The sequence below is a fragment of the Undibacterium sp. genome (assembly GCF_030683615.1).
Taxonomy (GTDB): Bacteria; Pseudomonadota; Gammaproteobacteria; order Burkholderiales; family Burkholderiaceae_D; genus Undibacterium; species Undibacterium umbellatum.
This window is the reverse complement of record NZ_JAUXQE010000021.1, coordinates 168553-194444: the sequence shown is the minus strand read 5'-3', so window position 1 is coordinate 194444 and position 25892 is coordinate 168553. Positions and strand designations below refer to the sequence as shown.

The window sequence follows — 25892 nt, the reverse complement described above, 5'->3', positions numbered from 1 at the left end:
TGACTTTATAACGGGTGTTATGGCCTCATAACACCTGTTATATAACAGTTGTTATTTCTAGCGCGACTTTAGCACGAAAAAAAAGCCGCTTAGTCCTTTCTGAACGGCTTTGGGTTGTAAATCGCTTGCTTAGCTTTGTCTTGTTGCTTTTGCGCCTGAGTCCTAGCTGATTGAGTTGATACCAGAGCAATGAGCATCACTAAATTCAGGATGAGGCTAGCAATCAAGACCTGATCTTTGTAGAGCGCGAAAAGTTCGGTTATGTCGATCATGTTTTAAGGGTGTCGTATGAAGCAAATAGATGACAATTTTACCATTGACGCATTCAGCGCACCACGCCGGGGCCGTCCCGCTGTCTTACATCCCTTAACAAATGCCCAGCGCCAAGCCAACTACCGCAAACGGATCAAGAAGGGCACATCTAATCCGGTAGACCAAGCAAAGATACAAGCCGCTTTCCTGAAAGCGACAGCCAAAAAAATTACTGCGATGGCTGCTGACTGGGGCGACCTGGACGAGTCCTTTATGTCCCAGCTCGAAGACTTGTCTGGCTCCCTGTCTGACATCGAGAAGCAGTTAGCCGAGTACATCGATCTTGATGGTCGTTTCGATTAAAAGTTACGGAGTAACGAAAAATGAACCTCGATACTTTTCAATTCTGGCTCACCAGGACGACGATTGTAGTTTGCTGCTTCGCCCTGGGCTGGTTAGTAACAGCAATAATTTCCGTTACCCGTAACGAAAAATAATGACAACAAAATTCCAAACTACTGAAGATGCGGCAATTGCTGCCCCTGCGCGCAGCGAAGCGAGCACAGCGGCGGGAATTGCCGCAGCTTCCCCCCGTGCGGTAATACGGGGGGAAAGTCCTACGCAAACGGGCGGGGCCATAGTCGACTGGCTGCGCTTCAGCTTTTTACCAGATGGGCCTTTTTCACACGCAGTCGAAACCCTGACGCGCTACTTCGCCCTTTGGTTTGATTTTCCAGTGAACATACAGACCGCAAAAATCGGCTTTCGTGGCTATGAAGCTTCTCTAGAAATCACTGCCTTTTATAACGGTGAATCCATCAAGCTTGGGCTGATCGCCATGGGTGGCGCGCATGTGGCCGGGACAATGCTGGTAGACCTGTCAGGCACTGGCTGCGGTGTAGTCGGTGATTGGGATGCCGTCTACGCAACCATGCAAGACCTCGACGCAAAGATTACCAGGTGTGACCTGGCTGTCGATTTCCTACACGGCGAATACAGTATCGAGCAAATCGATGCAATGTACTTCGCTGGCGAGTTTAACAGTGGTGGCCGCATCCCGAAGCGCCGCGCATTGGAATCAGGCGATATCAACTGTCCACAAGGGGGAGGGCGCACCGTCGAAATTGGTCGCCGTCAGAATGGGAAGATGGTACGAGCCTATGAAAAGGGGCGTCAATTGGGCAATCAACATTCTAACTGGCTTCGTATTGAAGTCGAGCTACACAACCGCGATAGGGTCATTCCGCATGACATCGTACTCAAGAAATCAGAGTACTTCAGCGGATCGCATAAAGCGCTTGCCAGCTTCATAGAAGCCGCAGCACTCAAGATCAAAACGCAGCAAGTACAGCATGAAACGTCTGTAGAAATCATGACAGGCCACATGGTCACCAGTTACGGAAAACTTATTGACCAGCTCATGCTCAAGCATGACAACGATGCTGCCGCGATCATCTCGCAAATCAGGGTAAAAGGCATTCCAAACAGGCTGCAAAAAACAGCGCTTGCCACGCACGTGAACGCGTCACACGCTCCAGACGCATATGAAAAAATGAGGCAATGAAATGGAAATTCAAGCAAAAGTAATGGTACGTGGTGCCAAGGTATTCAAGGGCAACATCGACGGCAAGGACATGGATACGGCCAAGATTTTCACTGATGTTGATCTCAAGGGCGAAACGTCTTGGGGCATGTGTACGCAAGAAATCAAGTGCGAAAACTCTGCAATTGTTGACGCGATCAAGCATAACAGTTTTCCATTTTCTGCAATGCTCGATATTCGTATGGAGAGTAACGGCAAAGTCACTACGCAACTGGTGACAAGTATCAAGCCGATTGCACGCGAGTCAAGCGCGAAAGCTGCCGCTTAATCATGACCATCTGGATTACAGCATGCAAACGGGACACAGCACCTCATACGGTCGAGGGTGGCCCTTGGGTAAATGCTCCCTGTAATTCGGCTGAATTGCGATCAATTGAAATTGAGGAACATATGCCTGTACTTGATCCCGCCATTGTTGCCGCTTGTTTCAGTGCAGGCTTTGTGCCTGTGATTGGCTGTTTCTTGGTCGCTCGTGTCGTGGGTGAAATCCTGAAATTGATCAAGCACGGCTGATTCATTTTGCAAGCGCAATCGAATCGTCAAATGTTACGTAATGAGGTGCACACATGCCCAGGCCAAGACAGTACTCCAGCGATGCAGAGAAACAGAAAGCGTATCGAGAACGTCACGACCTGGTCAATTTGTGTGTGCAGCTTCCGGCAAGTCTCGTCAATGAGTTTGAAGCCTGGCTGAAATTCAAAGACAAGACAAAAGCGGAAGTGATTGAAAAACTGTTGCGCAGTCAGCTACTGCGTAAACGCTAATTTTTGTTGTACCGGGTCGGCGGGTTCCGACACTTTTTAAACTGGAGTTCACATGAAATTCATTTCTTTTGCAAAAAAAATTGGTACTGGTGCAGCTTTGACACTGGTTGGTGTGCAATCCGCATTGGCTGCTGATCCGCCAACAGTGGACCTGACACAGCTCACAAGCTCTTTCACATCGAACCAGATTGTGACTGCTGTATTGGCCGTTTCCGTAACCCTGATGAGCGTCTACGTCGCAATCAAAGCGGTCAAGATCGTCATCGGCATGGTTCGCGGCTAATTAGTCTCGTCTAACCGAGATGGGCGAGCGGACGCGCTACGCCCTTTTTTTTCGTCGAATTTCAGGAGATAGAAAAAATGAACATTGATTTGACTCCCTTGCTGGCTAGCTTTAATGCGTCATACATCATTATTCCGGTGCTTGCTGTTGCTGCTGTTTTCCTCACTGTGGTGGTGGTTATCCTCTCTGTAACCATCATTATCGACATTATTCGCGGTGACTTTGATAAGGGTAGCAGTCGCTTTTTTGGTGGCTATAAACCAAAAATTCCCGACATTTTCGGCCCTGTCGATAATCGAGACGATCTATTTTTAGATCGCTACAGGCGAGAAAAGAAAGAGTCCGATTATAGAAACTGGAAGAAAGACAGGGGCTTTTAATCATGGTCGCCCAACTCTTTTACCTATTCTCGTTCGCCCTCGGTTCTGTTTGTGCCTGGGCCATCATCAAGGGGATATCATGAAAAAATTGTTTATACTATTTTTCTGCCTGTGGTTTCTAAACTGCTCCATTCAGCAGGCCAGAGCGCAGGCAGCACCAATTAGTATTGTTCAAAATGCGCTTGGTGGCTCGTTCAGAAATTTCCTTGTAAAGCGTGGATTTGCTGCAAATGACCCGCGCTTTGGTGCTACTTTCTCCGGTGTTTCTGGCACGCTGGCAAGTTGGGCAACTGGTGCAGTTGCTCTTGCTGCTGGTGCTCTCAGTGCTCCGGCTTGGCTCACTCTAGCAGTTGGCGTGCTTGGCATCCCATTGGCAATAGCAGCAGGGGAAAACGCCGCTAAATGGCTATGGGACAAGAACAACCCTAAAAAGGTGAAAGTGAACTATCCCGCAAGGCCCGACGAAACACCCGCTTTTGCTGTCGGCGATGCTAATTGGGCTGTTTACGCCGGAGGCAAGGTTTATGCGCGTGGCAGTGATCCAAAATCAACAGGGGCGCAATTTGCCACGATGTTAGGGCAGGGTTGGCAGTTACGAGACCCTTGTTCTAGGTCGTCCAGCAGTATGTGGCAATGCACAGCCTACAAATGGGACGCTCAAAAGGAACAATGGGTAGATCAGTCTAGCTATTCTGTCTGGTATGAATCCTCGTCTCCAGTTGCTTGCCCTGCTAATCATTATGCAGACGTCACAGGCGCATGTTTTCCGAATGCTTTAGTGCAGCCAGCTAATAACAACGTACCGCAAGATATACAAGCGGCTGTTAATTCTATTCCTGGCTTTGACATGGGCAAGGCGGTCAATCCTGAAGTGATGGCAAGTACATTAAATAAAGCTTGGCAGGAAACAGCGGCGCAACCTGGCTATACTGGACTACCTTACGACTATACAAATCCCATTACGGCGGCAGACATTGCTTCATGGGGTGCACAGAATCCCGATATTTATCCAAAAGTGGAAGACTGGGTAAAGCCGCAAGACCCTGTGAATAAACCGTGGACACTTCCCAACACGACCGCGCCAGTTACAAGCTACGATCCCGGCGCAAACACAAATACAGGCACTAATCCGGCGGGTGCTTCTCAGGCACAAGTGAACCTTGGCCCTGATCCTGGTATCCCTGCGCCCCAGATGGAAGAGACCCCCACCGCGCAAGCAATCCTTAAGCCGATTTTTGATCTACTGCCAGATTTAAAAAATTTCAAAGCTCCGCCTATTGGTGGAGAGTGTCCGAAGCCAAGCTTTGAGGCTTTTGAAACCACTTTCAGACTAGAAAAGCACTGTGACTTAGCAGAGCAAAACAGGAACGCTATACGCGCCGGGATGATGGTTGTTTTCTCTCTGGCTTCCTTATTGATCGTACTGAGGGCTTAATCATGTTTGGTATTCTCGTATCAGCTTTTAATCTTGTCCTGGGCTTCTTGGTCAAGTCCGTCATGGTCAAGTTTGCTGTTTTCTTTGGCTTGTTCTTCATCACAACGGGCTTTATTGCTGTCCTAGTGTCGTCCGGCCTGCTGCCTTCTGCTACTGGCCTGAATTCTTCGCTCTCGTCGTTAAGCCCGTTTGGTGCTTACTTTTTCGACTTATTCGCTCTTAGCACTGGCATATCTATGGTTATTTCTGCCTACGTCACGCGCTTTATCATTCGCCGCATTCCTTTGATTGGATAAGACCATGCATAAATCTTTCCTATTTTCTTTGTTTAATTTTTCGACGGTAGAGCATAGCGTTTATGCGTTTTCTCTTTTTTTATTCCTGTTTTGGTTCGTTCTGCTTGCTGGCGGTCGATGTGTATTCGTTTGGCTTGGGCGCAAGGATAGACGCGTGTTTGATTCCTCCTTGTATAGGGTCTTTGTCGGTGATTGGGTCGCTCTTGGTCTTGTGCTTGCTATCTGTACTCTTGTGGCTGGATTGGTAGGCATGTTGTTTATGGCTGATCAGGCTCTATTGCGCTACGTTTGTGTAGAGGTCTGACATGCCTATCAATGCTTACACTGGTTTGATGGGTTCCGGCAAGTCGTATGAATCCGTCGTGTCTGTCATCATTCCCGCGATGGTTGCAGGCCGCACAGTCGTCACCAACGTGGATGGGATCGATGGTGACGCGATACGCGCTTACTGTGTCGAAAAATTGGGCCACGATGAAACGAAGCTAGGCACTGTACGTCATTGCAGTAATGAAGATGTCGCCAAAGCCGATTTTCTGCCGCATGGCACGACTGTAGATACCTTCTGTAAAGCTGGTGATATGGTCGTTATTGATGAAGCCTGGAGATTTTGGGGAACTGACTGCAAGCTCCTTAAGGAACACAAGATTTTTTTTCGTGAGCATCGTCACTACGTCAACGATGTAACCAAAGTGTGTTGTGACCTGGTGCTGATGGTTCAGGACATAAATGATTTAAATCGTATTCTCAAAGTCGTCGTTGAAGTCAGTTTCAGGACTACCAAAATTAAGAGCCTCGGCCTTAATAAAGTCTATCGAGTGGAAATGTGGCAAGGTTACAAGCAGCACCAGCGCACAAAAATTTCGACAGAAAACAAGACATACAAGAAAGAGATTTTCCCGCTCTATTCCAGTTATTCAGGAGGGCAGGGCACGGAACTACAGGTAGATAGTCGTCAGAACATCCTGAACAATAAAACGCTCTGGGTTTTGGGTGCTCTCGTCCTTGTGCTTGGTTCTGCCTCCGTCTATCTTGTTGGCCGCTTCTTTAATCCCGATACTCACACAAAAAAACAAGATGCCAAGGACAATAAAGGTGCTACAGACGCGCAAGGCGTTCAGGTCGCTAGTTCTTCCGGTTCAGGTACTACAATCGCTCCTGGAGGCGCTACAGTGGCCGCGCCAGCCTTCTCCGACCGCTGGCGCTTCGCTGGACAGTACACCACGAAAGAAGGGCATTTGCGCTCTGTCGTGGCAGATGGCCAAGGCCGTATCCGTATCGAATCGCCTTCTGTTTTCACTGGCAAAGATTACACCGCCCTTGGTCTAGTCGATGGCCAGCGTGTCACTGTCTGGACAGGCCAGGACAACAAACAGGCTCAAACACTCCCAGAGGTCAAAAAATGAAACGCGCAATTTTTGCTTTGCTGCTTGCTTGCGGATCTGTACAAGCTGCACCAGTCAACCAGCAGACCATTCCTTTGAAATTCGATTTTCAGATGCTGCAAGTAGGCTCTGTCATACAGCTTATTTACGCAGAAGCACTTAAGCAGCCTTATGTCATCGATCCAGAAGTGTTGGCAGATAGCAGGGCGGTTTCATTCCGATACGATGCCCACAATGGTGACATGCGCCCGTTTATCACTGGCTTCCTAGACTCGCTCGGCCTCTCTGTCCAGGTCAGAAACGGTGTCGATTACATAGCTAAGAAAAAAGTTATCGAACAACTGGAACAGCTTCCAGAGCTGGAAACCTTCGTTTATCGGCCAAAACATCGAGACGTAGGCTATATAAGCAGGGTGCTTGCGCCAGTGTTCAAGGGCAGCTTTGCCAGTAACAAAGCCATAGCCGCTAGCGAATCATCAAAAGTCACTAGAGACGTGCCGCAAGGCTCAGCCGCCTCCATGATCGATCAGACTGCCGACGTACTGCTATTCACTGGCACGGCCAAGGAAGTGGCGACGCTGCAAAAGCTATTGCCCCAGATTGATGAGGCAAAAGGCCAGGTCATGGTGAGGGGCGTTGTCTATGAAGTCGCCAGCACTGACAAAGAAGGCTCTGCTTTTGCCCTGGCTCTCAGCATCCTGGGCGGCAAGTTCTCTATCATCAATGGTGGATCGGCCACCCTGGACAGTTCTATACGCTTGAAAACAAATAGTATTGACGCTGTTTTCTCTGCGCTATCCAGTGACTCCAGGTTCAATGTGATATCCAAAGCAAGTGTGCGCGTCGGTTCTGGTGACACTGGCCGATTCAACAGCGGCCAGGAAGTGCCAGTACTCGGCGCTGTATCGTATCCAACTGGTGCAGGCCAAGCAGTCCAGGACGTGCAATATCGAAATAGCGGCGTAAGCTTCGAGGTAAAACCAAGCGTTCGTGACCAGGTAGTCGATTTAAGGGTCAAGCAGCAAATCAGCGATTTTGTGAGTACAACTACAGGTGTCAATAACAGCCCAACCCTGAACAAGCGCGAAGTTGAAACAACACTGAGCTTGCAGGATGGTGACGTGGTTGTATTGGGTGGACTGAGCCAAGACAAACAAACCGGCTCACATTCTGGCCTGTCGTTCCTGCCCGCATTTCTGCACTCTAAAGGCAACGAATCCGCCAAGTCTGAAATACTTTTGGTCCTCCAATTGCAGAAGCTTTAGAGTAACCCTATGCATCTCTCTTTTTGTAATATTTACTATTGATTATTGCTCTTAGTCCAAACACTAACGCAAGGACATAACCTGAGCCATTTTTGACTACCGATGCCCAGAAGTGGAAGTCATGGGCTGTTGGAGACCCTGAACTAAAAAAAAGATCATATGTGAAGTAAATACTCCCTACTAGAGTAGACACACAAAGAATTGCGTATTTCTTTTCTGACATTTCTAAACCTCAAATTTTAATTTTTTGTTTAGAAATTATGGCCTGAAACTTTAGCAGTCTCTAGCAGTATTTTTTCTCGCTGTAATTCTTATTAACTATACAAGCGGCCAGGTAACACCTGGCAAAATATCCAGCCTGGTGGACACTAAGGAAAATTCCGTTACTGTTTCGTAGACGTGGACGCAGAGGCAGCAGCCTGCCTATTACCTGGATTTTTAGCGGGCAAGCCGCGATGTGATGCAGGGGGCATTGAGCAAACACAAACCGCCCCCATCATGCAAGACAGCTTTGCATTCAATTTCTTGTATCATCTGCAATTTACTTGCACCTGATACAACGACATGCAGTTAGAGCTTTTCCCATTCGAACCCATGACCGTATCCGAAAAACAACACATCTACGAAAAAATTCGTGGTCATTACTGGTTCATTCGGAACTGTCGAAAGAACCCAATTCATGACGCCAGGCGGCGCAGATTTTATAGATTAATTGAGGCCGAAAAAAAACGCCTGCTATTAGCAGGCGTCTCAAAGCGCGAAATACTTGATTATTTAGCTTGCTGCCGCTTGACCTGTTCCAAGACTAAAATTTGTCCATTTTGCAAGGGAGAGAATCGACCTATTTACAGCCGACTTCAGCATCTTTTGCAGCCATTTTAAAAGTGCCTTCAATTTCGCATAATTTATATTATGTCAAATTGCGGGCTGTATAAGAATAGGCACTGTTTCTGCCCCTTTTTCAAAAAATGCTTCTCACCTTCTGGCGCGCAGTATAGCCAATCCCCCACAAAATACAATCCCAGCTATGTATCAAGATGCTACTGACCTTTTCGGTGAAGTCGTCGTGACCGAAGACGACCTGTTTAACTGGGTGGCCGCTGTTGCGCCCAGGTGGCTATCACCGGAACGGTCCTACCGGAACTACGTGCGCTCCTGGGACGTGGCTGGCAAGGTCAAGGCGGCAAAGCTGCGAGGCACGTTTGAAGCCACCATCGCCCATAAAAAAACGCCCTGGCATGGGCGTTTTGCTTTGGATCAGATCGTCTGACTACATGATGTAGCCCATGTCACTTGCGCCTGGCTTCCTGACCAGGCGTACTGGTTCGCCCACTGCAAAGCCCTGGTAAGGGTTTTGCACATGCGTGGGATTTGTCACCTTGTAGCGCGGATCATTGAATGCTGGGTCTTGGCCTCCCGGCAATATCGTTCTGTCTGGGAAGCCGCCCTCATGCTGGCCTGTGCCGTTGATCACGTGCATACGCGCCAGGTCTTTTTGCTCCTGCCACTTGATGTAGACGAAGTAACCCAGGCCAGCAACAACGATCAGTTTGACCGGACTCATTTTTTACGGCGGCGGAACTGGCCGTTTTTATTGCGTGGTGGTGTGCGTTTTTTCTTGGTCATGGTGTTGTCCTTAGTCTGTCAATGAGCAGTTCTATCTGTACCTGCATCTTGGTAATACGGCGCTCCAAAATGATGATGTAGCCAAAGGCCGGTATTACCAGCACGTTTGAAAACTGGAGGATATCGGCCAGGCTCATTTTATTTGTTGCCTTTTTCAGCGATGACGCCAGCGAGAGCGCCAGCCACTGCACTGGCACCATGCAGGTAGATGCCGTATTCGCCTGGAACCAGATTAGCCAGCACTTGCGCCATGATGCCAAAGCCTGCCCAGGTAGATGCTTCTGTGAGTCGTTTCATAGTTCACCTCAAAAGTAATTGAAATTGATCCCGCTATCGTTATTCGATACCGGGTCTGTGTTGCCCACGCCCCAGGGGTAGGTTTTTTCCCACAGCGGTTTCCCATCCACCCCGACCGCTGGCCGGACGCCAAAAGCGTCCAGTGGATCCGCAATCAGATGACCGCCGTAGATAATCAGTTCGCCGCCAGCCGTAAAGCCTTCTTTGATGACCGTTGGCACCGAATCGCTGATTGATCCGTATGCGCTCTTTACGCCCTTTATCAGGACGTAACCACCGACGACCAAGGCGGCAACCTTGGCGATGTTGATAGCGTCCGTTGTGTTCATTAGCCCACCGTCCAGATTTGGTCCTGGCCTGTCGTGCTGACGTTACCGCCCACGAACACATCCGGTGTTTGCTGGTCCCAAGCCTGTTCGCTTCGCACTTGGTTGGCGATGTAGTCGGGACTTGTCAGCCAGTTGTAGTAATTGCCGCCGCTGGTGATAGGCACCTGGGAGCCACCAAACAGAGTGTTAAGCATGCTGCCCACAGCCCCGCCCACGACCTGGGCCGCGCCACTGCCTACGGTGCTGGGCATGCTGCCAGTGCCGAGCGGTGGCCGTGTGGTGACAGGTGCGCCAGCGGCACGCGCCTGGCTTGTGCGTGAGTACCAGAATGCGCCAGCAATAAGCACAGCGCCAATCAGGAAGTCATTATTATTTCTCATGGTGGTCATGCGTACACCCCGTTTTCGTAAAGGTTAATTTCACGGTTCCGCCTGTTGCGGATTCCGTTTTGTAGATGCGCTGCCACCCAGCCCACGGACTGGGCTGCAATGTCGCGGATGCCCTGCCCTGCGTTCACTGAGTCAGCGAACTTTTTAAACGACCTGGGCGACATGTTGTAAGCGATGTGTACGAGTGCATCAAATTCGTTTTGCGTCATCGGTGCGGTGACATACAGGCGCACCCACTTTGCAGCGCGGTTTTCCAGATCGTCATTGAACATGGCTTCAGCTTCAGCCAGGCTGATGGCCGCTGGCCTGGACTTGGAAAAATGGCCGTATCCTACGGTCCAGCCGCCGTCCCCCAGGTCATAGGGCTGGAGCTTCAGCCCTTCACTGGTCTTGATGATTCGCTTCAGTTCTTCGCTTGGGTACATATCTGCCAATTCTGTATAAGTTACTGTTCCTGCCACTTCGTCCACGGTATCGGCCAGCACATCGGCGATGCCGTAATCTTCGCCAGTTGCCCAGCTAATTTCCTCTGCCTGCTCTTGCAGCTTGGTCGTCACGATGACGACCGCTGCAATGACGCTTGCCAGCAATACGATGCGCATTACAGGACCGTATAGCTGATTGATCTAAATCGCCCGTTCGGGTCGCCTGTAGGAAAGTAATACAGCCCCATGCCTGCGGGTATAGTCACATTAGTACCCAGCACTAAATCATATTGCGATGCAGCCCCTACATAGTCATGTGAAAGAATCACGATTCCATCAATTGCCGTTGCTGGTGCTGTAGCTTTTGCAAGAAACGATTGCCGCCCATTGCCTGTGTGCTGCACCTGTGCAGCATGTACGACGATGCCATTTACATTTGCTGCAGCAGATACAATCTGCACCGCAGTACCAGCCGTAAGTGCCCCCGTTTGCGCCCATCCCGCCGTCATTGCTGGCAGCTTGTTTGTAACGTTCACATTGCCAGAAATACCGACTGTCTGCCCTGGTGCGATCGTGGTCGTGCTTTGTATGTTGGAGTCTTCAAAACGACCCGTTCCCAGTTTGATGAAACCATCAATCACACTGGAGCCGTCATAGCTGGTAATGGATACCATGCCTGTCTTAGGCAGGCCGATAACGGACTGGCCTGGCTTCAGGGCGAATTCGTCGCTGTTACTGAATTTGACCTTGACGCGGTTTTCTGATGTGCTGGACGTGCCAGACACAAACCAGATGCCCGTTGCCTCAGCAAACAAAATTTGCTGGGGCTTGGATGCTGTCAGATTGATGCTGTAATCATTCATTGTTTATAGGCCAGCAAGGCCCCCACGATAGCGATACCCGCGATAGCAGAGAGCATCATCTTTTGATTCGGGTCTGCTTTGCTGGCTGCAAATGCGTCAGCCAGTTTGGCGTTTTGTTCAGCGGCGTAGGTGAACACGTCCTTAGCGCCAGTAAGCTGGTTTTTGTTGCCATCAGCGACAAAGCCGAAAGCGGTTTTCATGATGGCAAGCTGGTCATCGTTGCTGGCCTTCAGTTGAGCAAATGCACTGTTGACCACGCCTGCATTGTTAATCATGGCGTTTTGCGCCAGGCTTCCCATACCATTGACCACGTTACCCAGTACACCAAAATCAGTGACCATCGTAGAGCGGTCGCTGTTGTCATACATGCTGGTGCTGCTGGTACTCGTTGAACGACTGTCAGATGTCCGGTTATCAGTGAAGACCGTAGAGCTATTGCTAGACCTGTTACTCGAATCAGTGAAATTCGTTGAACGGTTCGAACTGTCGTTAAAGTTGGTTGACCTGTTGCTGAAGTCAAGAAACTCGGTGTTACTGCTGGTGTTTGTATGCGTGCTGGCGTCTATTGCATTGTTAGAGCCATTCAGACCAAAACCGCTGTCAGCAATTTGCATGCTGTTGTCGGTGTTGGTGGTGGTCGCGTTGGTAGTGGTGGTACTGGTGTTGCTGGCATCACTGGAGGAATCACCGCCCAGGTAGCAATACTGCTTACCAAAGCTGGTGTCATCGTCCCGCTGTTTTATGCGCTTCAGGCTCATAATTTTCTTCTCAAAATATATCCGGCGATTTCATAGCCCTGCTCCTTGGCTTTTTTGACTAGCCCTTTGCGGGCGGTCTGGAAGCCTACAGAGCGGTAACCAGTGGCTTGCTTCAAGTGGTGGTCAATCAGCAATGACAGATCAGTGTTTGCCCGGCCTGCTGCTGCCAGTACCCACAATTCGCCGTTATCGTCCCTGGTCACGTAGGCACCGACAATCCGGCCATCGTCTACAATCTTCCAGCACTGCCCCGCCGCCATCATTTTGTCAATGCTGTACTTCTCACCCAACTGTGAAGCAAGCCCGGCAAGTAGAACCTGCCGGACCTCTTCAGGCTTTGCTATCGCAACAAGAGCCACGCACCCGCCCCGAGTAATATGTAAAACACTGGTATCCCGCCCACACTGCCCAGGCCACCCAGACCGCCAGCACTGGTGCCGCCAAAATCTGGGTTACTGGATGCGCTGCCTGTCTGCGTGGAACCGTTCGTATGATTCTGAAAATTCTTAACTGATATCCAGGGAATATTCAGGCTGACTGGTGTTGCAGCGGTAGGCGCACCACTCGCGCCAGAAGGGCCAGCGCCAGTCTGAAACGTTAGTGGTGGTAACCATGCGCTGCTCATTTGTCACCCAGTAAAACAAAGGCCAGAGCAGCAAGGATCAGGATATTCATGGTGGACATGCCGCCTATACCAGCATTTGCGCCAGTATTAGCAACTTGAAGCTGTCCATCTGCATAAGCACCGTTAATCTTTGCCTGGATGGCGTTGTACACAGCGCCGTTAATACCGTTCGCCAGTACTGTGCCCCAGTCGTTCTGATTGGCCGCGCCACCATTTGCCATCTGTGCGGTAAATACGCTGTTATTGTTTCCGGCAAACAGCGCGAAGTCCTGGGCATTGTCTAGCGCCATATCGTTCCCCTTTTACAGGTTGGTTGGCGCGTCGAGAACCTCGGCCACACAGTTGATAACAGAGCCGCCAGCGTCTGTAATCCATGTATTGAACTCGATGTTGTCGTACACCAGCACTGACTTGCCGTTTTCTGTCGCGGCGTGCATGGTTGGCACCTGGGCTGCATAGTTGTTGTCACTGATGAAGTCGATGACGTACAAGTTTGCCTGCGGGACTTTCTTGTTATCCGATTGCGTGAATCGGTTTTGCAAGTCGGTCTGGTCAAACATCACGTAGCTGTTCTTCTTGACTTCTACGCGGTTCACGTTGCCATCTGTGGACGATGTCCAGTTAGTCCCGGTGTAGAAAACCCAGAGGCGTTTAATCAGCGCGCCACGCAATTGCAGCGGCAGGCTGAACTTGCCAGCGACTGGCGTGGACGTGGTGAACGGGACCATTTTGAGAATGGCGGCATTACCCTGGCGCTGTTCAAAGTAGCCAAAGGCATTCAGCGCCGGGGCCACTGCACCGGAGTTGATAGTCACCTCAAGTGTGACCAGACCAACGGATGTCAACGTCATCAAGTCCAGGCCACCCACTTCCTTGACTGGAAAGTCGGGCTGGTCGCGCTCGGTGAAATCAATCATCAGCTTCTTGGTGTTGTCCGCCTGGTTTTTGTAGTTGTTGATGGAGTTCAGTTCAGAACCCTTCAACTGCCAGATGGTACGCGCACCCAGTTTGATGACGACCAAGTCAATCAAGCTTTTAGTGAAGGTTGTACCGGACAGGTCCAGCATGATCTTGCAGAGCGTCAGGGCTTCAGCAGGTATTTGCAGCGTGGCCTTTTGGCCTGCAACAACGTTCTGGAATGGATTGAGTGGCTTGTTAATCATGGTCTTATTGTCCGGTCAAAGCGCGACGAGTGATGCTTGATGTCACGCTGAATTGTTGTAGTACCCAGATCACCGCTAATACGGTGGCCGTGGTCTTGAGGGCTTCTTTGATTTGGGGCATCACGGCACCTTATTTAGGCAGGTAGTCGCCGATTACTGGAATCGTGACTGACTTGTTGATGAGCTTTGCAATGGCGAACACAGCCAGTACGAAAGCAGCTTGGTGAAGGTAGGTTTTCATTGCATCCTCGTTAAATTAAAAATCAGGTCTGATAATCTTTAACGAGTGCCTTCAGCTTTGGACTTTTTGCGACGATGTACGCAACCAGCAGCATGCCTATGGCGTAACTGATGGTGTCCTGGCTAATCTTGGAAAGACTCGGTAAATATTTCATGTGCTCAGATTGCATCATCTGCAATATGAAAAACAGAGGGCGTGAAGCCGCTAGAACTAGGACTATGCTGCCTAGTGCTAGTGGCGTTTTTAGCGTGGGATTTTTGCGACTACAGGGGTGACTGTGCGGTTTTGTTTGTGGAAATGCAGGAAATGGAATTGCCTTAGCGCCTTTATCTGGTCTGGTGGAATGTCCATTTTCTTAGCCATCACGACACGGTGCGGTTCTTCGCCCAGGTAGCCGCACCACATTTCCGTGCAATTACTCATAAAAGATTTATCCAATTGCGCCGGGAACTGGCTTGCAGCGATGATGTGCAGTCCATCATGTCTACCATCATTGCAGCAGTCTGCCCAGGCTTCAGGAGCGTAGCTTGGTGTAGTGTATGTTCCCAGCTCTTCTACCATGTATACGCAGTTACCTGCCGCGCTGGCGATCCGGCATAGCATTTCAAATTCTTCGCGCCTGCCCTTCCTGTCCATAGCACGCAGCCTGTAACGCACCCTGAATTCTTTCTTGAACGTTTGCTTTGCTAGTTCAGTGAGCGAAGGCACCAACTCTGCATACTTTCCGTTCTCATCTTTTTTATCAAGGATGATAATTCGCTTTGGTTTTAGCTTGTCCAGGGCAGCTTTCATCAGCAAGCCCTTGCCATGTCCTGACTGGGCTATGAAAGCCCATATCCTGGCTTCATTAGTTACTGCCATCGCTGCCATCCTCCCTGGGGTTGATGTCTTTCATCTGGCGTTCTGCTTCCGCCTTCCTGGCTGCAAAGTACGCCTTGCCTATGACGATGGCCTGCATGGTTGGCGGGAGGGCCACGATCAGCAATTGCACCTCAACAGACAGATACTGCCTGGCATTCCAGCCGTGCTTTTGTTCTACCGCCGTGTAGGCCGCTGCAATGCGGTTGATAGTGTCAGGCGGGTAGCAGTCAGCCAGAAAGGGCATGGCGGGCGTGAGCATGGATATGGCCATTGCCAGTATTTGCGCATTCTCTGCCGCCGCTTCGTCTATGCTGGGTTCCGGTGGTATCGGGTTGCCCTGTTCATCGTGCGGGATGGCGCCAGTGTCAAACGTGGATTCAGTTTGCGCTACGTGGGCCAGTAGCTGGGCCTGCTCAGGCGTGAGTTTTTCAGTCATTTGCAACTCCAAACATAAATGGGCGGGATGGCTTTCTTGCTTTGGCTTGCGGGGCTTCCGGTTCCGGCTGTGGCGCTGGTGGCGTTGGTGCCTGGGCGTTTAGTTTTGCGCGCAGGTTGTCTGCCTGGGCCTTGTTGCGGGTGAAGTACTGAGCGCCACAATCTGGGCAGTGGCGGTATGGGTTCGCGCCATCCTTATCAGTCTTGATTTTGACGTGGGCATGGGGAAAGCCACATTCTGGGCAGGGCGTACGCCCTAACATTTCGCTTGCCATCTTATTGCTCCTGATGCCCTCCCCTGTAGAGAATCAGTTGCTGGTTTTGTCCTGTCCAGCCCCAGGTTTCGCGGCTGGCTAGACCGCTGTTTCTGGTTCCGGTGCTGGTTCCGGCGTCGTGTTCATCATGATGGTGGCGAGTACTTCTTCGCTGGCGTCAACTTTGCCTTGTATGTCTTCCAGTTCGGTGCCTACCTCTTCCAGCTTTTCCGTGATAATTGCATGGTCGCCCATGAGACTTTCCAGACCTTGCAACACGCTGGCTTCAAACACAGAAGGCGGCGCGATCACTGGCGGTGGTGCTGGTGCTGCGATCAGCGTGGCAACGTCTGCCTGGACTTCAGCAAAACGGGCCAGGCCAGTATCGCGTATACATTCATCTTCTTTCAGTCGTTGCAGGTTGGCGAAGATTACCGCCAGTGCTGCTTTTAATTGTTCATTGGTCATGGTTCAAGCTCCTTTTTCAGTTTTTGCCACTGGTTGTAAATTGCCACTTTCAATAAGAAACTTTTCACCGTGGCTGGAATGAAAAGCTTGTATCGCTTCCAAATGTCTACGCCTTCCTGCTCAAGATCAGTGCTCATATTTCCTCGCGCATTTGTTTGCTATCTCGATTAAAAAATTAGCGAACGCTGGCGGCGTGGCTTCACGTTCCTTTTTGCTGATCTCTGGCCGGCGCTTCAGTCGTCGACCGTCTTTGCGCCGGCCGCTGGATGCCACCACACAGGGGGCCTCACCCATGACAAAGGGAATATCTGGCAGTTCGGCCGGTTCAATGCCGACTATGTACAGCAGTGTCTTTTTCTCTGCCTTATGGCCCCACCAGAACTGCGACACCATGATGGTCCAGCCTCCAAACTCGTCTCTGTGGCCAGGAGAAGGCAGGCCAGCGGCTGCCCATAATTTTGACTTCGCCGGGTGTTCCAGCACGCCGCCACATTCGCGCACCTTTTTTACTGCAAAGTAGGCAAGGTCTTTTTCGTCGTGCCTGGGCTTGGCGATGTGGCTCAGCTGCCCCCAGGCACGGCAGGGAGGATGCGCAATAACGGGGGAACCGCCCTGGAATAATCTGGCGTCTCGTTCCATGTCCCAGCAATCCACGCCGGGTATGGTCTTGTAGTGGCTATCAGCACGAACGAACAGGGCGGCAATCATGATTCCATGGCCTCCCTATCGGCATGCATAAAGCCACGGCTATGCATCTTGGTCTTGACATGGCCTTTGGTCATCCTGGGCAAGGTCTTGGCCCAGGCGATGTAATCATTGACCAGCTCCTGACTATCGGCTGTCTGGTCACAGTACGCAGCCACGTAGGCTAGGAAGTTTGCCAGCAGCCTACGGGATTGCAGGATAGATAGTGCTTCGCTGTCTATGCTGCCTATGCGCGTTTCTTCCGGCAGTGCCTTTTCTTCCGCCTGGTCGTCGGTCGTTTCATCTTCGCCTGTCAGGTCTTTCTTGAGGCCACGTGACCAAGACAGCATGCGCTTGCCTTCAAAGGCTTCCACGTATTCGCGGAACTGTGCGCCTGCTTTGTCATCGCCAGCCATGTACCACGCCAGCAGCTGGAACGGATGCGCGCCCTTGTTATCGCTGCCTACCTTGGATGCATGCATGGTCACCTCGCGGGACATGCCCCAGGCTTGATCCTTGCCGAACTTGGCAATGTATTCAGCGGCGAACTGTCCACCGCGCACGTCCAGGCCGTGGGCCAGTACATCGGTCATTTGCGCCGGTTCACAAAGGCCGGCCTTTAGCAAAGCCACGTACCAGGCGTATTTCAGTTCGTCGATTTCGCGGGATTCCAGCTTTTTATCGCGTTCCTTCACGTTGCCGAAGGCCGTAGGCGTGGCAAACACAAGGTCATGTTGGTGTGGATGCCAGCCATTGTCCCCCACGGTCACCTCCAGCGATGTGACAGAACCCTTGCGCACTCCCTTGGACAGGATGCGCTTGTATGTCTTGCAGTTCTTGAAAAAGGCTTTGGCCTTGGTGAAGGCTGGCAGTGTATCGGCCAGCGCCTGGGTAATCTGGTGCGGGAATGTCATGGTCATGAGCCAGACGTAGCCGCCCTGCCCTATCCATGCGGCCATTGCCGTGGAAAGCTCGGACTGGCGCACGGCGCATATCTTGGCGCTACACACTGGGCAGGCCCAGACGGATTTACAGGTGGTCACGCCGTGCATCCGGCTTGATTTTCCATCATTGGCGCGATAAAGCTGGACGCTATCGGTTACATTCGCCACGCCGCGATGGCACCAGCATGTGCGGTGTTGCTCCTTCATGTCCTTGCCATGCGCATACAGCAGGCCACCCGCCACCCTCTGTAAATCGTACTTCTTGAACCTATTCGATTCAGGCACATACGCGCCCTCGTTGCTTTGGCGGTTTATGGATTTACCATTAATACCAAGGTTATTAGACACGGTCATTTTTGAGCTACTCCCCTGCTTTGCGCCAGGGCGTGAGCCAGCGGCAGGGGCGCTATGGCGCTAAAGCAGTCGTTCAGGGCATCCTCAGCCGCACGGAAGGGGGCGGAGTCGAACGGCACCTTGCGCGCCTCCAGCGAGCGTTTAGAGGCCGCAATGGCGGCTCCCGCTCGGTTTAGCAGGTTCATCATGTGTAAAACTTCGTTGTAGGTGTCGAATTCAAGGGGTTTTGGTAGGGAAAGCTCCCTATCCCCTTCCAGGGCTGCAAGCTCGGCCAGCGTGGGGATGCGGCTCATGATGTCTGCGCCCTGGCGGCGTTGTAGCCGCTGTTCCATTCGCGGAAGGCGTCAGAATTGATGTAATACGGGTTAGCGCCAAGCGCAAAGCCGCCCAGGCAGGCGGCATATCCTTTTTGGAATGGGGTATCCATCATGCGAACCTGAGTTCTGACAGTGCTGCACTATGGCGGTTTAATTCGCCTTCCCAGTAGGCGATTTCTTGCAGGATGAGTGTTTTCTTAACGAAGTCTTCGCCCAGAGTTTCGACCAGATGCCTGGACACTTCGAGCTGCTTTTCGGCCTCGTATTTCTTCACAAAGACTGCTGACCGAGCAATATTAATCGTTGCTTCTGAGATAAGTTTCATGTCATCCACCTGTAGGCCCTTGTCGAAAGTTGCCGGGGGACTGGCCGGATCAGGGCCAAATTCGACAGGGGAGGGAAACAAATGAACCCCCCGGCACACGGATAATAGTTCGATGTTATGGAACGTGTCAATGCCTTCGAACGTTCGGGCTTAATGCACCTTGTACGTTTAGCAGCATTTGACTATTATTTGCCTACGCCTAGCTCTAGGCTGTCTACACAGGGGAACAACATGAACACAGTGGAATATTTACAACAGGCGAAACGCCGTCTAGGGATAGAGAGCGATTACGCTCTAGCGAAAGCCATGGGTGTATCCCGTAGCAATATGAGCAGCCTTGCGAACGGAAAAACAACAATGTCCGACGAAACAGCGTTAAAGATGGCGAAAATACTTGAATTACACCCTGCTATTGTGCTGGCGGATATGCATGCAGAACGTGAGAAAGACCCAGCGATTAGGGCAGTATGGGTTTCAGTGATGGCGAAATTTTCACTGGGTTTTGATGTGCTGTGTGGTTTGGCTGTAGGCAGGAACTTGAAGGCGGCGTAGCCCTTCCCTGTTGATCACACAGGCTAAATACAGCCTGCAAAATGATGGTATTTATATTATGTTAAATTTCGTCTGAAAAGGATGTAAAATTCAGCAGCCTCTCTTTCGGAAAAAGACGGTTAGCAAGATCTTTCGCACATCTTTCAATCGTCTATTTGCGTATCTTTCACAAATTTCTTAATGTGACATAGGTTGGATACAAAACTAGAACTGAGGAAGCGCCGCTCGTGAGGGACGCATCCGCCCAAAGATGCGCCTGTTCCAGTTATTTCCAGGCGCTGTGGCGCCATGGCCGAACTAAAAGCGGCCACCTGCCAGTACATCTATCGCATACAGTTCTGCGAAAAAAGTTACTTGCAGCCCTCGTTCTTGGACCGCGTCTGAACCGGTACTGCATTGCTTCTTGTTTCTATTGCAGGCAACTAGCGGTGCATCAATGTTTCGTTATGCAAAGCGCGTAAAGCCATCGGCGCTCCAGTCTTCGCTGCCAACGCCATGGTGGACACAAAACAGTCCTTCTGGATCGTATTTTGATTTGATAGCCCGCAATTTCGAATAGTTCTCTCCCCAATATTCCTTTTGCCAGGCGCTGTTAAAGTAGTTGCTCTCTGAAACATACGAACCTGAATTTGGGGCAATCTTGCGCAATTCAGCAGCAGCCAAATCGATGTCTCGGGCTACTCTGCGTGCGGCAGCCAGATCTACGGTCGGTCGCGGAAATCCCGGATAGGCTGGGGGCCTTTCTCCTTCGGCGATGATCACGAGCGTAAAGGCGTCGACGACCGCTGGATTTGTAGTGGTCTGTAGTACGGCAGCACGAACGTCAGATGGTGCGCCTGCCAAACCTTTTCCGATATGGAGTCGGACCATCTGGTGGCGGCTTGCAGCAAACAGTGCGTCTGCAAGAGACTGCTGCCTGTCCGCCTGCAGTAACGATGCGGGTAGCCAAAGCGAGTCGTAACCGTGCAGGAAAATACCGACCTCGCCCTGATCACTTTTCCCCCAACCATGATGTTTGGGGGCCCCTTCACGGGTATCCCGCTCCATTGAAGAACTTTTGTCGAGGTCCCACCAGGCCCGCGCGTCCCAGGCCCATGCACCAAGCGGCGACAAAACGGCAAAATCATCAGGCGATGCTGTAACCCAATCGAAGAATGGCTGCCATATCGCGAGTACATGCTTAGGGTCCAGCCCCTGACTAATCATGCCAAGTTCCAAGACGTTGTCCGATTTGAGGTGAACATGCTCGCCCCAGTGCTGATTAAACAAAGTCTCATGATAGAAGGCAATGAAATGAGCGATTAGGCGCATGAACGCTGCGTCTGATCGCGCTTTGATTTTCCCCCACGCGCCACCGAAAAACAGGGGCAGATCGTGGGTTCGCAATGTGACTCTGGTGATCACTCCGAACGTGCCGCCGCCTCCACCTTTGAGCGCCCAAAACAGATCGGCATCGTTGAATTCGTTGACTATGCGCACCTGGCCATCTGCGGTAACGATTTCGGCTTCAAGCAATCCCGCAGCTGCTGTGCCGAAACCCTTTGAAAATGAGTTAAAGCCACCACTTTGCACCAGTCCGGCAACACCGACCGTCGTGCAGCTGCCGCCCTGAACGTAACGCCCACCTTCCGTCGTTACGGCTTGGTACAGGTCCATCCACATGGCACCAGCACCTGCACTGACGGCCGGAACGGGCGCGGCGTGGCCGGAGCCCCCTTGGACGATGAATGCATCGTGCAACGTGACCTTGCTCATCGCGCGCGTCCAGATCAGCAACGAGTCGGGCGCGTTTGACGTGCCCAAATAGCTGTGCCCGCCACCCTTGACAACAAGGCGTAGCTTGTTCTTCCGTGCGAAGGTGATGCCGGCGGCTACGTCACTGGAATCTCGCGCCTCAATGGCATACTCGCTCAGTCTCGGTGTCCACGCATCGAGCCATCCTGAATTTTCAGTTCCTGCTGGCTGGTCGCCTATCCAGTACGGATTCCCGACATGCTTGAGCGCGTCGAGACAAGCTACGCCATCTGGTTCGGTCTGACATGCGTGAAACAAGGACTGGACTTTTATCAAACTGCCGCCGACATCGTTGTTCAACTTTGCCCATTTTGCAGCGTCTGGCCACGCAACATCAGTGGGCCGCACCCGCTGGTAAGGTAACTTTGCCGACAGGCTGGAACCAAATGACAGCTTCAACGGCGGCAGAGTGGTTGCCGCAGCCATCGCTAACGACGATAGGAAATTTCTTCTTTTCATGGGAAAGATTCAAATAACGAATGCTGGCAAAGATACTAAATTTTCTCCTTCCCCTAAAGACAATTGTGGCGAACCGGGCGCTGTGTGGGGCGAACCGGAATGATGTGCTCCCTAGCAGTGGAAACGCAGCATACGATCTGCGATACGTCCGGCGGCGGTCAGATGCAGATAATGCTGATTCGCGACGATGGGATGCAAGTCGCATTATAATTTTTACAATTTCATGACAAGCAAAATTTCTAATTTTGTATTTTCACTACTTTTCAAGTGAAGGACTGCCGGCAAGAACGACAGACCTGAGATCCGAGGCAAAAGCAGAGCCCTCTTTCTTGGCTGAAGCAGCGATCAACGGCTTGATAGCGGTTCCCGAAGACTAATGTTAACAAACGGCAAAGAATCACGATAAAAAATGGGCCGCAAATTGCGGCCCATTTCAATATACAGTGACTATTGAGGTTTTCCTAAATGATGACAACACATCGCGTGCTGATTCTCCTATAAGAACCAACACGAGGGTACTGTCATGTATTATGTAAAGATCAATAATACTAAAACTTACTCAGCACCCATTTCCTTGATCAGGCGATCTGCCTTGTCAACATGCTTCATTTGCCACAGCATATAGCGCAGGTCAACCTGAATGGAGCGTGTATTGGCCTTGTTGTAATCCCAGTCAGAGATAATGGAATCCAGCGTGCCATCAAAAGCCAATCCTATGAATTCACCCTTGGCATTCAATGCTGCCGAACCAGAATTGCCGCCCGTGATATCCATTGTCGCCAGATAGTTCACAGGTACAGTCTTGAGTTGCGGATCTACATATTTCCCAAAGTCCTTCGCCTTGATTGCCGCCAATTGCGCTGCAGGGGCATTGAAATCGCCTTTGCCAGTTGCCTTGGGTGGAATGCCGTTGATGGTTGTAAAGGCATTCCAGGCCAAGCCGTCGGCCGTACCATGGTCACGACCAGTAACCTTGCCGAAGGTGACGCGCAATGTGCTGTTGGCATCTGGATAGACAGCCTGACCTTTGCTTTTCATGAAGGCAATTTTTGCCTTCATGTAGCTGCCATATGCTTGCTGGATTTTACCTGCCAGCTCCTCATCGTCCGCTTCACGCTTCAGGCTACCCTCATACATCGCGACCGCTGCTTTGATAAAACTGTCATTACTGGCTTTGAAGTCTTCCGGCTTAGCATTCAGCCATGTAGTGCGCACCGCTTTATCACCGAGTTTGCTGCCAGCATACAACGTGTCGAGCAGAGATTTCAATTCTGCTTCTAGCATGCCATCCTTGATACCAATAGCAGCATCAAAATTGGCATTGCGTTCAGCTTTCGGCTGTGCAGCATATTTGCTAAGACTGTACAAGACCAGAGCTTTGTCGACTTGTTCATCGTAGCTGCGCTCTACCGCATCGATGCCTGCCTTGAAGCGTGGCAAGTCACGTATCTGGAAACCAGCCTTGCGCTCTGCATCAGCTTTTGTAGATTCATTTGCCAGACGATATAAGCTACGTGCTGTCCCCAGGAAGCGTGGTGAAGAATTTGCCAGGTAGAAGTCGCGTTTACCAAGGGCGTCGCGTTCGGCGATCAACTTCTCAACTTGCTCAATATCAGAAGCAAACTCTTTATTGCGCCCAGGATTGCTGTTGATCCAGGCTTTCAGTTCATCATGCTCTTTGGTTTTGCGTGCCAGGAAGTCGCTTCCAGCATAACTATCCAGCATACCCTGCCGATTTTTATAGTAATTGTTGATGCCGGCAACCATGCCCGCATATTTGAGTTTAGCATCAGGATTATCCTTGGTCTCTTTTGCGATAATAGCCAGCATATCGCCAGAGTTTTTCACAAAAGCTGGATAGTTCCAATCAAAAGTGTACGCAACTTCTGATGGCAAACGATGGCGATTGGTGCGGCCTGGGTATCCCAGCACCATGATGAAATCGCCATCCTTCAAATTATCCTTGGCCATTTTCAAATGATGCTTAGGCACATAAGGCACATTATCTTTGCTAAATTCGGCAGATTTGCCATCTTTGCTGACATATGCGCGGTAAAAGCCATAGTCGCCTGTGTGACGTGGCCACATCCAGTTATCGGTGTCGCCACCAAACTTGCCCACGCCTTCAGGTGGCGCATGGACCAGACGTACGTCCTTGATTTCCAATTGCTTGATCAGGTAAAACTCCAAGCCACCATAATACGGATAAACATTGCAGCGATGGCCAACATCTTTTTCGCACTCGGCAACGATGGCCTTGGACGCCTTTTCTATTGCATCTACGCGGCTCTTACCATTTAGTCTGGCCGTATTTTTGTCAATAATTTTGTCGCTGACATTAAGCACGTCTTTGGTGACCATAATGCGCGAACCAGGAGAAGCAGGCAACTCCTCTCCCAGGCTATTCGCCAGAAACCCATTGGCCAGCAAGTTGCGTTCTGGCTTTGAATTGTGGGCAACACTATTGTAGACGCAGTGGTGATTGGTAGCGACCAAACCTTGTGGCGAGACAAAAGAAGCTGAACAACCGCCCAGACTAACGATGGCTCCCATAGGGAATTCAGTCAACTTGGTCAAATTTGCAGGGTCCAGTTTCAGGCCAGCAGCTTTAAGTTGCTTGGCAACTTGTGGCAATTGCTGTGGCATCCACATGCCTTCATCTGCGCTAGCTAACTGGCAAAGGCTCATGACCGCCAGCGTGGTAAATGTTTTTTTCATCATGTTGTTATAAAAAGATGTGAAAATTATGGGTGATTTCCCTCGGCACGCTTATAGGGCAAGCCTGAAGCGCGGCTAGTTTAGTCTGAAAATCTAAAGGAAAGTTCAGTATTTTATGCAATTTTCTGCCATCTGCAGAATTTTGAGGCCAGCTCGTCTAGACATTTTTGACTTTCACACTGAAACTAGTCAGCATTTTCATGCTCAGACACAGCTGCAGTTGTAGGTTTGATTTGCAGCTCCAATTGTTTTTCTGCCTGCCTCGCGGCACGCTCCGCAACCAGCTCCGCATGTAGTGAAATAATCTTGTCTGCGGCGATATGCAGCTGCTTCTGGACTTCTTCCCTCTCAGTTTTGATAGAAGATAGATGACTTTGCAATATTTCTAGACGCCCTCTTTCTGAACTCAGCTCCTTAAGCATGAGGTCCCGGCTCTCGTTAAGTGCAGACAAATTGCCTTGCAGGCTGCCTATTTCTTGCCGCAAACTGCCAATATCATCATGCTTGATGAGCAATTCTTTTTGGTGATTTTTAATCAGTTCTGCCATCAAGCTTCGCGCCTGATCCAGTTCTTTTTGCAGCTTACCTGACTGCTGTCGCTCTCTGTCAATCTCCATTAATGCGCGCTTTTCTGAGGCATTAAATCTTTCCTCCGTCATCTGGGATACCTGCCGCTGTTTTTCCAACTCCAAAGTGAATTCGAGACTGCGTTCTTTTAGCTGAGATTGGTAATTGATTATTTCCGCTTTTCCTGCGTCTAACTGTGAGGCAAGTCCCTCATTCTTTGTTTGCAGCGCCGTGATGCGATGCTCCAGATCCTGAATGATCGTTTCAGTCGATTTCAACTTAAGCAAATTAGCTTCCATTGCTTTATTTGCAGCCTGCTCCGACATTTCTGCGGCTTCTTTTGCGGCCTTAGCTTCAACAAGTTGCTCAGCAACTTCAGAGCGGTAAGTCGTCAGCGATTCCTGTGCCTGCCCCATTGCTGTCATCCAAAGGCTGATAGCCATTTCTGCGGTTGCCTGCTTCAAAGCTTCAGGCAAATCAGGGTGCTCTATTCTGACCCGGCTTTTTTCGCGCAAATCCTCCCAAAATCGATTCAAAGCCTCCGCAGGTGCTGACATGCTGCCTTTTCGCACCAATTGATAGAGTTTGTTAGCCGTTGGAGTGACGCCATAGCGAAAGAACATGGCTATGCACACTTCCCTATACAGATCTTGAGTTTGCGGGAATTGCTCGCGCAGCGTCTCAATATCAGCCAAAAGCATGCGTTCATTCTGTGCGGGCGTATCCATAGCATCCTTTCATTGTTCTAGTTAATAATACTACGTATTACATAAAATATACAACT

At 50.6% G+C, this 25892-nt stretch carries 40 protein-coding genes; 14 read left to right on the top strand and 26 right to left on the bottom strand.

The annotated features are described in order from the left end of the window. Nucleotides 1–288: 288 nt before the first annotated feature. From Q8K39_RS10415 to Q8K39_RS10355, 13 genes are all read left to right on the top strand, one after another. Entirely contained in the window at nt 289–615 is a 327-nt protein-coding gene (locus Q8K39_RS10415) for a hypothetical protein (RefSeq protein WP_305259939.1), read from the top strand. A 133-nt stretch (nt 616–748) separates the two neighbouring features. Continuing rightward, nucleotides 749–1816 carry a replication initiation factor domain-containing protein gene (locus Q8K39_RS10410; protein WP_305259937.1) on the top strand — a complete coding sequence of 356 codons (1068 nt, stop codon included), beginning with the start codon at nt 749–751 and terminating at the stop codon, nt 1814–1816. A 1-nt stretch (nt 1817) separates the two neighbouring features. After that, nucleotides 1818–2123, top strand: a complete 306-nt coding sequence (locus Q8K39_RS10405; RefSeq protein ID WP_305259935.1) for a hypothetical protein — start codon at nt 1818–1820, stop codon at nt 2121–2123. A 122-nt stretch (nt 2124–2245) separates the two neighbouring features. After that, nucleotides 2246–2368, top strand: coding sequence for a hypothetical protein (locus Q8K39_RS10400; protein ID WP_305259932.1), 123 nt, complete (start codon nt 2246–2248; stop codon nt 2366–2368). A 53-nt stretch (nt 2369–2421) separates the two neighbouring features. Beyond that, the gene (locus Q8K39_RS10395; RefSeq protein ID WP_305259930.1) at nt 2422–2619 is read left to right on the top strand and encodes a hypothetical protein; all 198 of its coding nucleotides are present in this window, start codon (nt 2422–2424) and stop codon (nt 2617–2619) included. A 52-nt stretch (nt 2620–2671) separates the two neighbouring features. Then, entirely contained in the window at nt 2672–2902 is a 231-nt protein-coding gene (locus Q8K39_RS10390) for a hypothetical protein (RefSeq protein ID WP_305259928.1), read from the top strand. A 77-nt stretch (nt 2903–2979) separates the two neighbouring features. Then, entirely contained in the window at nt 2980–3282 is a 303-nt protein-coding gene (locus Q8K39_RS10385) for a hypothetical protein (protein ID WP_305259926.1), read from the top strand. Nucleotides 3283–3361: 79 nt separating this feature from the next. Beyond that, nucleotides 3362–4717 (top strand): hypothetical protein, encoded by a 1356-nt coding sequence (locus Q8K39_RS10380; protein WP_305259924.1) that lies wholly within the window; start codon nt 3362–3364, stop codon nt 4715–4717. A gap of 2 nt (nt 4718–4719) precedes the next feature. Continuing rightward, on the top strand, nt 4720–5013 hold the full coding sequence (locus Q8K39_RS10375) for a DUF2523 family protein (protein WP_305259922.1): 294 nt from the start codon (nt 4720–4722) through the stop codon (nt 5011–5013). A 4-nt stretch (nt 5014–5017) separates the two neighbouring features. After that, nucleotides 5018–5317: a hypothetical protein gene (locus Q8K39_RS10370; protein WP_305259920.1), complete on the top strand. Its 300-nt coding sequence runs from the start codon at nt 5018–5020 to the stop codon at nt 5315–5317. A 1-nt stretch (nt 5318) separates the two neighbouring features. Beyond that, on the top strand, nt 5319–6416 hold the full coding sequence (locus Q8K39_RS10365) for a zonular occludens toxin domain-containing protein (protein ID WP_305259918.1): 1098 nt from the start codon (nt 5319–5321) through the stop codon (nt 6414–6416). After that, the gene (locus tag Q8K39_RS10360; RefSeq protein ID WP_305259916.1) at nt 6413–7660 is read left to right on the top strand and encodes a type II secretion system protein GspD; all 1248 of its coding nucleotides are present in this window, start codon (nt 6413–6415) and stop codon (nt 7658–7660) included. The genes Q8K39_RS10365 and Q8K39_RS10360 overlap by 4 nt, the downstream gene beginning before the upstream one ends. A 1066-nt stretch (nt 7661–8726) precedes the next feature. Beyond that, complete coding sequence (locus Q8K39_RS10355) at nt 8727–8930, top strand: hypothetical protein (RefSeq protein WP_305259914.1); 204 nt, start codon at nt 8727–8729, stop codon at nt 8928–8930. On the opposite strand, the gene Q8K39_RS10350 is transcribed toward Q8K39_RS10355, so the two are convergent. From Q8K39_RS10350 to Q8K39_RS10240, 23 genes are all read right to left on the bottom strand, one after another. After that, the gene (locus tag Q8K39_RS10350) at nt 8931–9224 is read right to left on the bottom strand and encodes a hypothetical protein (protein ID WP_305259912.1); all 294 of its coding nucleotides are present in this window, start codon (nt 9222–9224) and stop codon (nt 8931–8933) included. It lies immediately after the preceding gene. Between the two features lie 58 nt (nt 9225–9282). Next, nucleotides 9283–9423, bottom strand: coding sequence for a hypothetical protein (locus tag Q8K39_RS10345; RefSeq protein WP_305259910.1), 141 nt, complete (start codon nt 9421–9423; stop codon nt 9283–9285). Between the two features lies 1 nt (nt 9424). After that, on the bottom strand, nt 9425–9583 hold the full coding sequence (locus tag Q8K39_RS10340; protein WP_305259909.1) for a hypothetical protein: 159 nt from the start codon (nt 9581–9583) through the stop codon (nt 9425–9427). A gap of 8 nt (nt 9584–9591) precedes the next feature. Continuing rightward, nucleotides 9592–9912 (bottom strand): hypothetical protein, encoded by a 321-nt coding sequence (locus tag Q8K39_RS10335; protein WP_305259907.1) that lies wholly within the window; start codon nt 9910–9912, stop codon nt 9592–9594. Then, nucleotides 9912–10301, bottom strand: coding sequence for a hypothetical protein (locus tag Q8K39_RS10330; RefSeq protein WP_305259905.1), 390 nt, complete (start codon nt 10299–10301; stop codon nt 9912–9914). Before Q8K39_RS10330 ends, Q8K39_RS10335 begins: the two co-directional genes overlap by 1 nt. Next, on the bottom strand, nt 10298–10903 hold the full coding sequence (locus Q8K39_RS10325; protein ID WP_305259904.1) for a lysozyme: 606 nt from the start codon (nt 10901–10903) through the stop codon (nt 10298–10300). Before Q8K39_RS10325 ends, Q8K39_RS10330 begins: the two co-directional genes overlap by 4 nt. After that, on the bottom strand, nt 10903–11589 hold the full coding sequence (locus Q8K39_RS10320; protein WP_305259903.1) for a hypothetical protein: 687 nt from the start codon (nt 11587–11589) through the stop codon (nt 10903–10905). Before Q8K39_RS10320 ends, Q8K39_RS10325 begins: the two co-directional genes overlap by 1 nt. After that, nucleotides 11586–12347, bottom strand: a complete 762-nt coding sequence (locus Q8K39_RS10315; RefSeq protein WP_305259902.1) for a hypothetical protein — start codon at nt 12345–12347, stop codon at nt 11586–11588. Before Q8K39_RS10315 ends, Q8K39_RS10320 begins: the two co-directional genes overlap by 4 nt. Beyond that, a complete protein-coding gene (locus tag Q8K39_RS10310; RefSeq protein ID WP_305259901.1) occupies nt 12344–12706 on the bottom strand; it encodes a hypothetical protein in 363 nt (120 codons plus the stop codon). Before Q8K39_RS10310 ends, Q8K39_RS10315 begins: the two co-directional genes overlap by 4 nt. Beyond that, nucleotides 12688–12972, bottom strand: coding sequence for a hypothetical protein (locus tag Q8K39_RS10305; protein WP_305259900.1), 285 nt, complete (start codon nt 12970–12972; stop codon nt 12688–12690). The genes Q8K39_RS10310 and Q8K39_RS10305 overlap by 19 nt, the downstream gene beginning before the upstream one ends. After that, nucleotides 12969–13262, bottom strand: coding sequence for a hypothetical protein (locus tag Q8K39_RS10300; RefSeq protein ID WP_305259899.1), 294 nt, complete (start codon nt 13260–13262; stop codon nt 12969–12971). Before Q8K39_RS10300 ends, Q8K39_RS10305 begins: the two co-directional genes overlap by 4 nt. Before the next feature lie 12 nt (nt 13263–13274). Next, nucleotides 13275–14135 carry a major capsid protein P2 gene (locus tag Q8K39_RS10295; RefSeq protein ID WP_305259898.1) on the bottom strand — a complete coding sequence of 287 codons (861 nt, stop codon included), beginning with the start codon at nt 14133–14135 and terminating at the stop codon, nt 13275–13277. 263 nt (nt 14136–14398) lie between these two features. Further along, nucleotides 14399–14530, bottom strand: a complete 132-nt coding sequence (locus Q8K39_RS10290; protein WP_305259897.1) for a hypothetical protein — start codon at nt 14528–14530, stop codon at nt 14399–14401. 89 nt (nt 14531–14619) lie between these two features. Then, nucleotides 14620–15237, bottom strand: coding sequence for a hypothetical protein (locus Q8K39_RS10285; RefSeq protein ID WP_305259896.1), 618 nt, complete (start codon nt 15235–15237; stop codon nt 14620–14622). Further along, nucleotides 15224–15673 carry a hypothetical protein gene (locus Q8K39_RS10280; RefSeq protein ID WP_305259894.1) on the bottom strand — a complete coding sequence of 150 codons (450 nt, stop codon included), beginning with the start codon at nt 15671–15673 and terminating at the stop codon, nt 15224–15226. The genes Q8K39_RS10285 and Q8K39_RS10280 overlap by 14 nt, the downstream gene beginning before the upstream one ends. Beyond that, nucleotides 15666–15947, bottom strand: a complete 282-nt coding sequence (locus tag Q8K39_RS10275) for a hypothetical protein (RefSeq protein ID WP_305259892.1) — start codon at nt 15945–15947, stop codon at nt 15666–15668. Before Q8K39_RS10275 ends, Q8K39_RS10280 begins: the two co-directional genes overlap by 8 nt. A 78-nt stretch (nt 15948–16025) precedes the next feature. Beyond that, nucleotides 16026–16394: a hypothetical protein gene (locus tag Q8K39_RS10270; protein WP_305259891.1), complete on the bottom strand. Its 369-nt coding sequence runs from the start codon at nt 16392–16394 to the stop codon at nt 16026–16028. Next, complete coding sequence (locus Q8K39_RS10265) at nt 16391–16531, bottom strand: hypothetical protein (RefSeq protein WP_305259889.1); 141 nt, start codon at nt 16529–16531, stop codon at nt 16391–16393. Before Q8K39_RS10265 ends, Q8K39_RS10270 begins: the two co-directional genes overlap by 4 nt. After that, nucleotides 16521–17102, bottom strand: coding sequence for a hypothetical protein (locus tag Q8K39_RS10260; protein ID WP_305259888.1), 582 nt, complete (start codon nt 17100–17102; stop codon nt 16521–16523). Before Q8K39_RS10260 ends, Q8K39_RS10265 begins: the two co-directional genes overlap by 11 nt. Further along, a complete protein-coding gene (locus tag Q8K39_RS10255; protein WP_305259887.1) occupies nt 17099–18376 on the bottom strand; it encodes a hypothetical protein in 1278 nt (425 codons plus the stop codon). The genes Q8K39_RS10260 and Q8K39_RS10255 overlap by 4 nt, the downstream gene beginning before the upstream one ends. Continuing rightward, nucleotides 18373–18669, bottom strand: a complete 297-nt coding sequence (locus Q8K39_RS10250) for a hypothetical protein (protein ID WP_305259885.1) — start codon at nt 18667–18669, stop codon at nt 18373–18375. Before Q8K39_RS10250 ends, Q8K39_RS10255 begins: the two co-directional genes overlap by 4 nt. Next, a complete protein-coding gene (locus Q8K39_RS10245; protein ID WP_305259883.1) occupies nt 18666–18806 on the bottom strand; it encodes a hypothetical protein in 141 nt (46 codons plus the stop codon). The genes Q8K39_RS10250 and Q8K39_RS10245 overlap by 4 nt, the downstream gene beginning before the upstream one ends. Next, nucleotides 18803–19018, bottom strand: coding sequence for a hypothetical protein (locus tag Q8K39_RS10240; protein ID WP_305259881.1), 216 nt, complete (start codon nt 19016–19018; stop codon nt 18803–18805). Before Q8K39_RS10240 ends, Q8K39_RS10245 begins: the two co-directional genes overlap by 4 nt. Nucleotides 19019–19249: 231 nt before the next feature. Between Q8K39_RS10240 and Q8K39_RS10235 the strand changes: the two genes are divergently transcribed. After that, nucleotides 19250–19570, top strand: coding sequence for a DUF3693 domain-containing protein (locus tag Q8K39_RS10235; protein WP_305259879.1), 321 nt, complete (start codon nt 19250–19252; stop codon nt 19568–19570). Nucleotides 19571–20014: 444 nt separating this feature from the next. Here Q8K39_RS10235 and Q8K39_RS10230 read toward each other — a convergent pair whose 3' ends face one another. From Q8K39_RS10230 to Q8K39_RS10220, 3 genes are all read right to left on the bottom strand, one after another. Then, nucleotides 20015–21823, bottom strand: a complete 1809-nt coding sequence (locus Q8K39_RS10230) for an FAD-binding protein (RefSeq protein WP_305259878.1) — start codon at nt 21821–21823, stop codon at nt 20015–20017. 555 nt (nt 21824–22378) lie between these two features. After that, entirely contained in the window at nt 22379–24541 is a 2163-nt protein-coding gene (locus Q8K39_RS10225) for a S46 family peptidase (protein ID WP_186951408.1), read from the bottom strand. Nucleotides 24542–24726: 185 nt separating this feature from the next. After that, on the bottom strand, nt 24727–25836 hold the full coding sequence (locus tag Q8K39_RS10220) for a DNA-binding protein (protein ID WP_305259876.1): 1110 nt from the start codon (nt 25834–25836) through the stop codon (nt 24727–24729). Nucleotides 25837–25892: the final 56 nt, after the last annotated feature.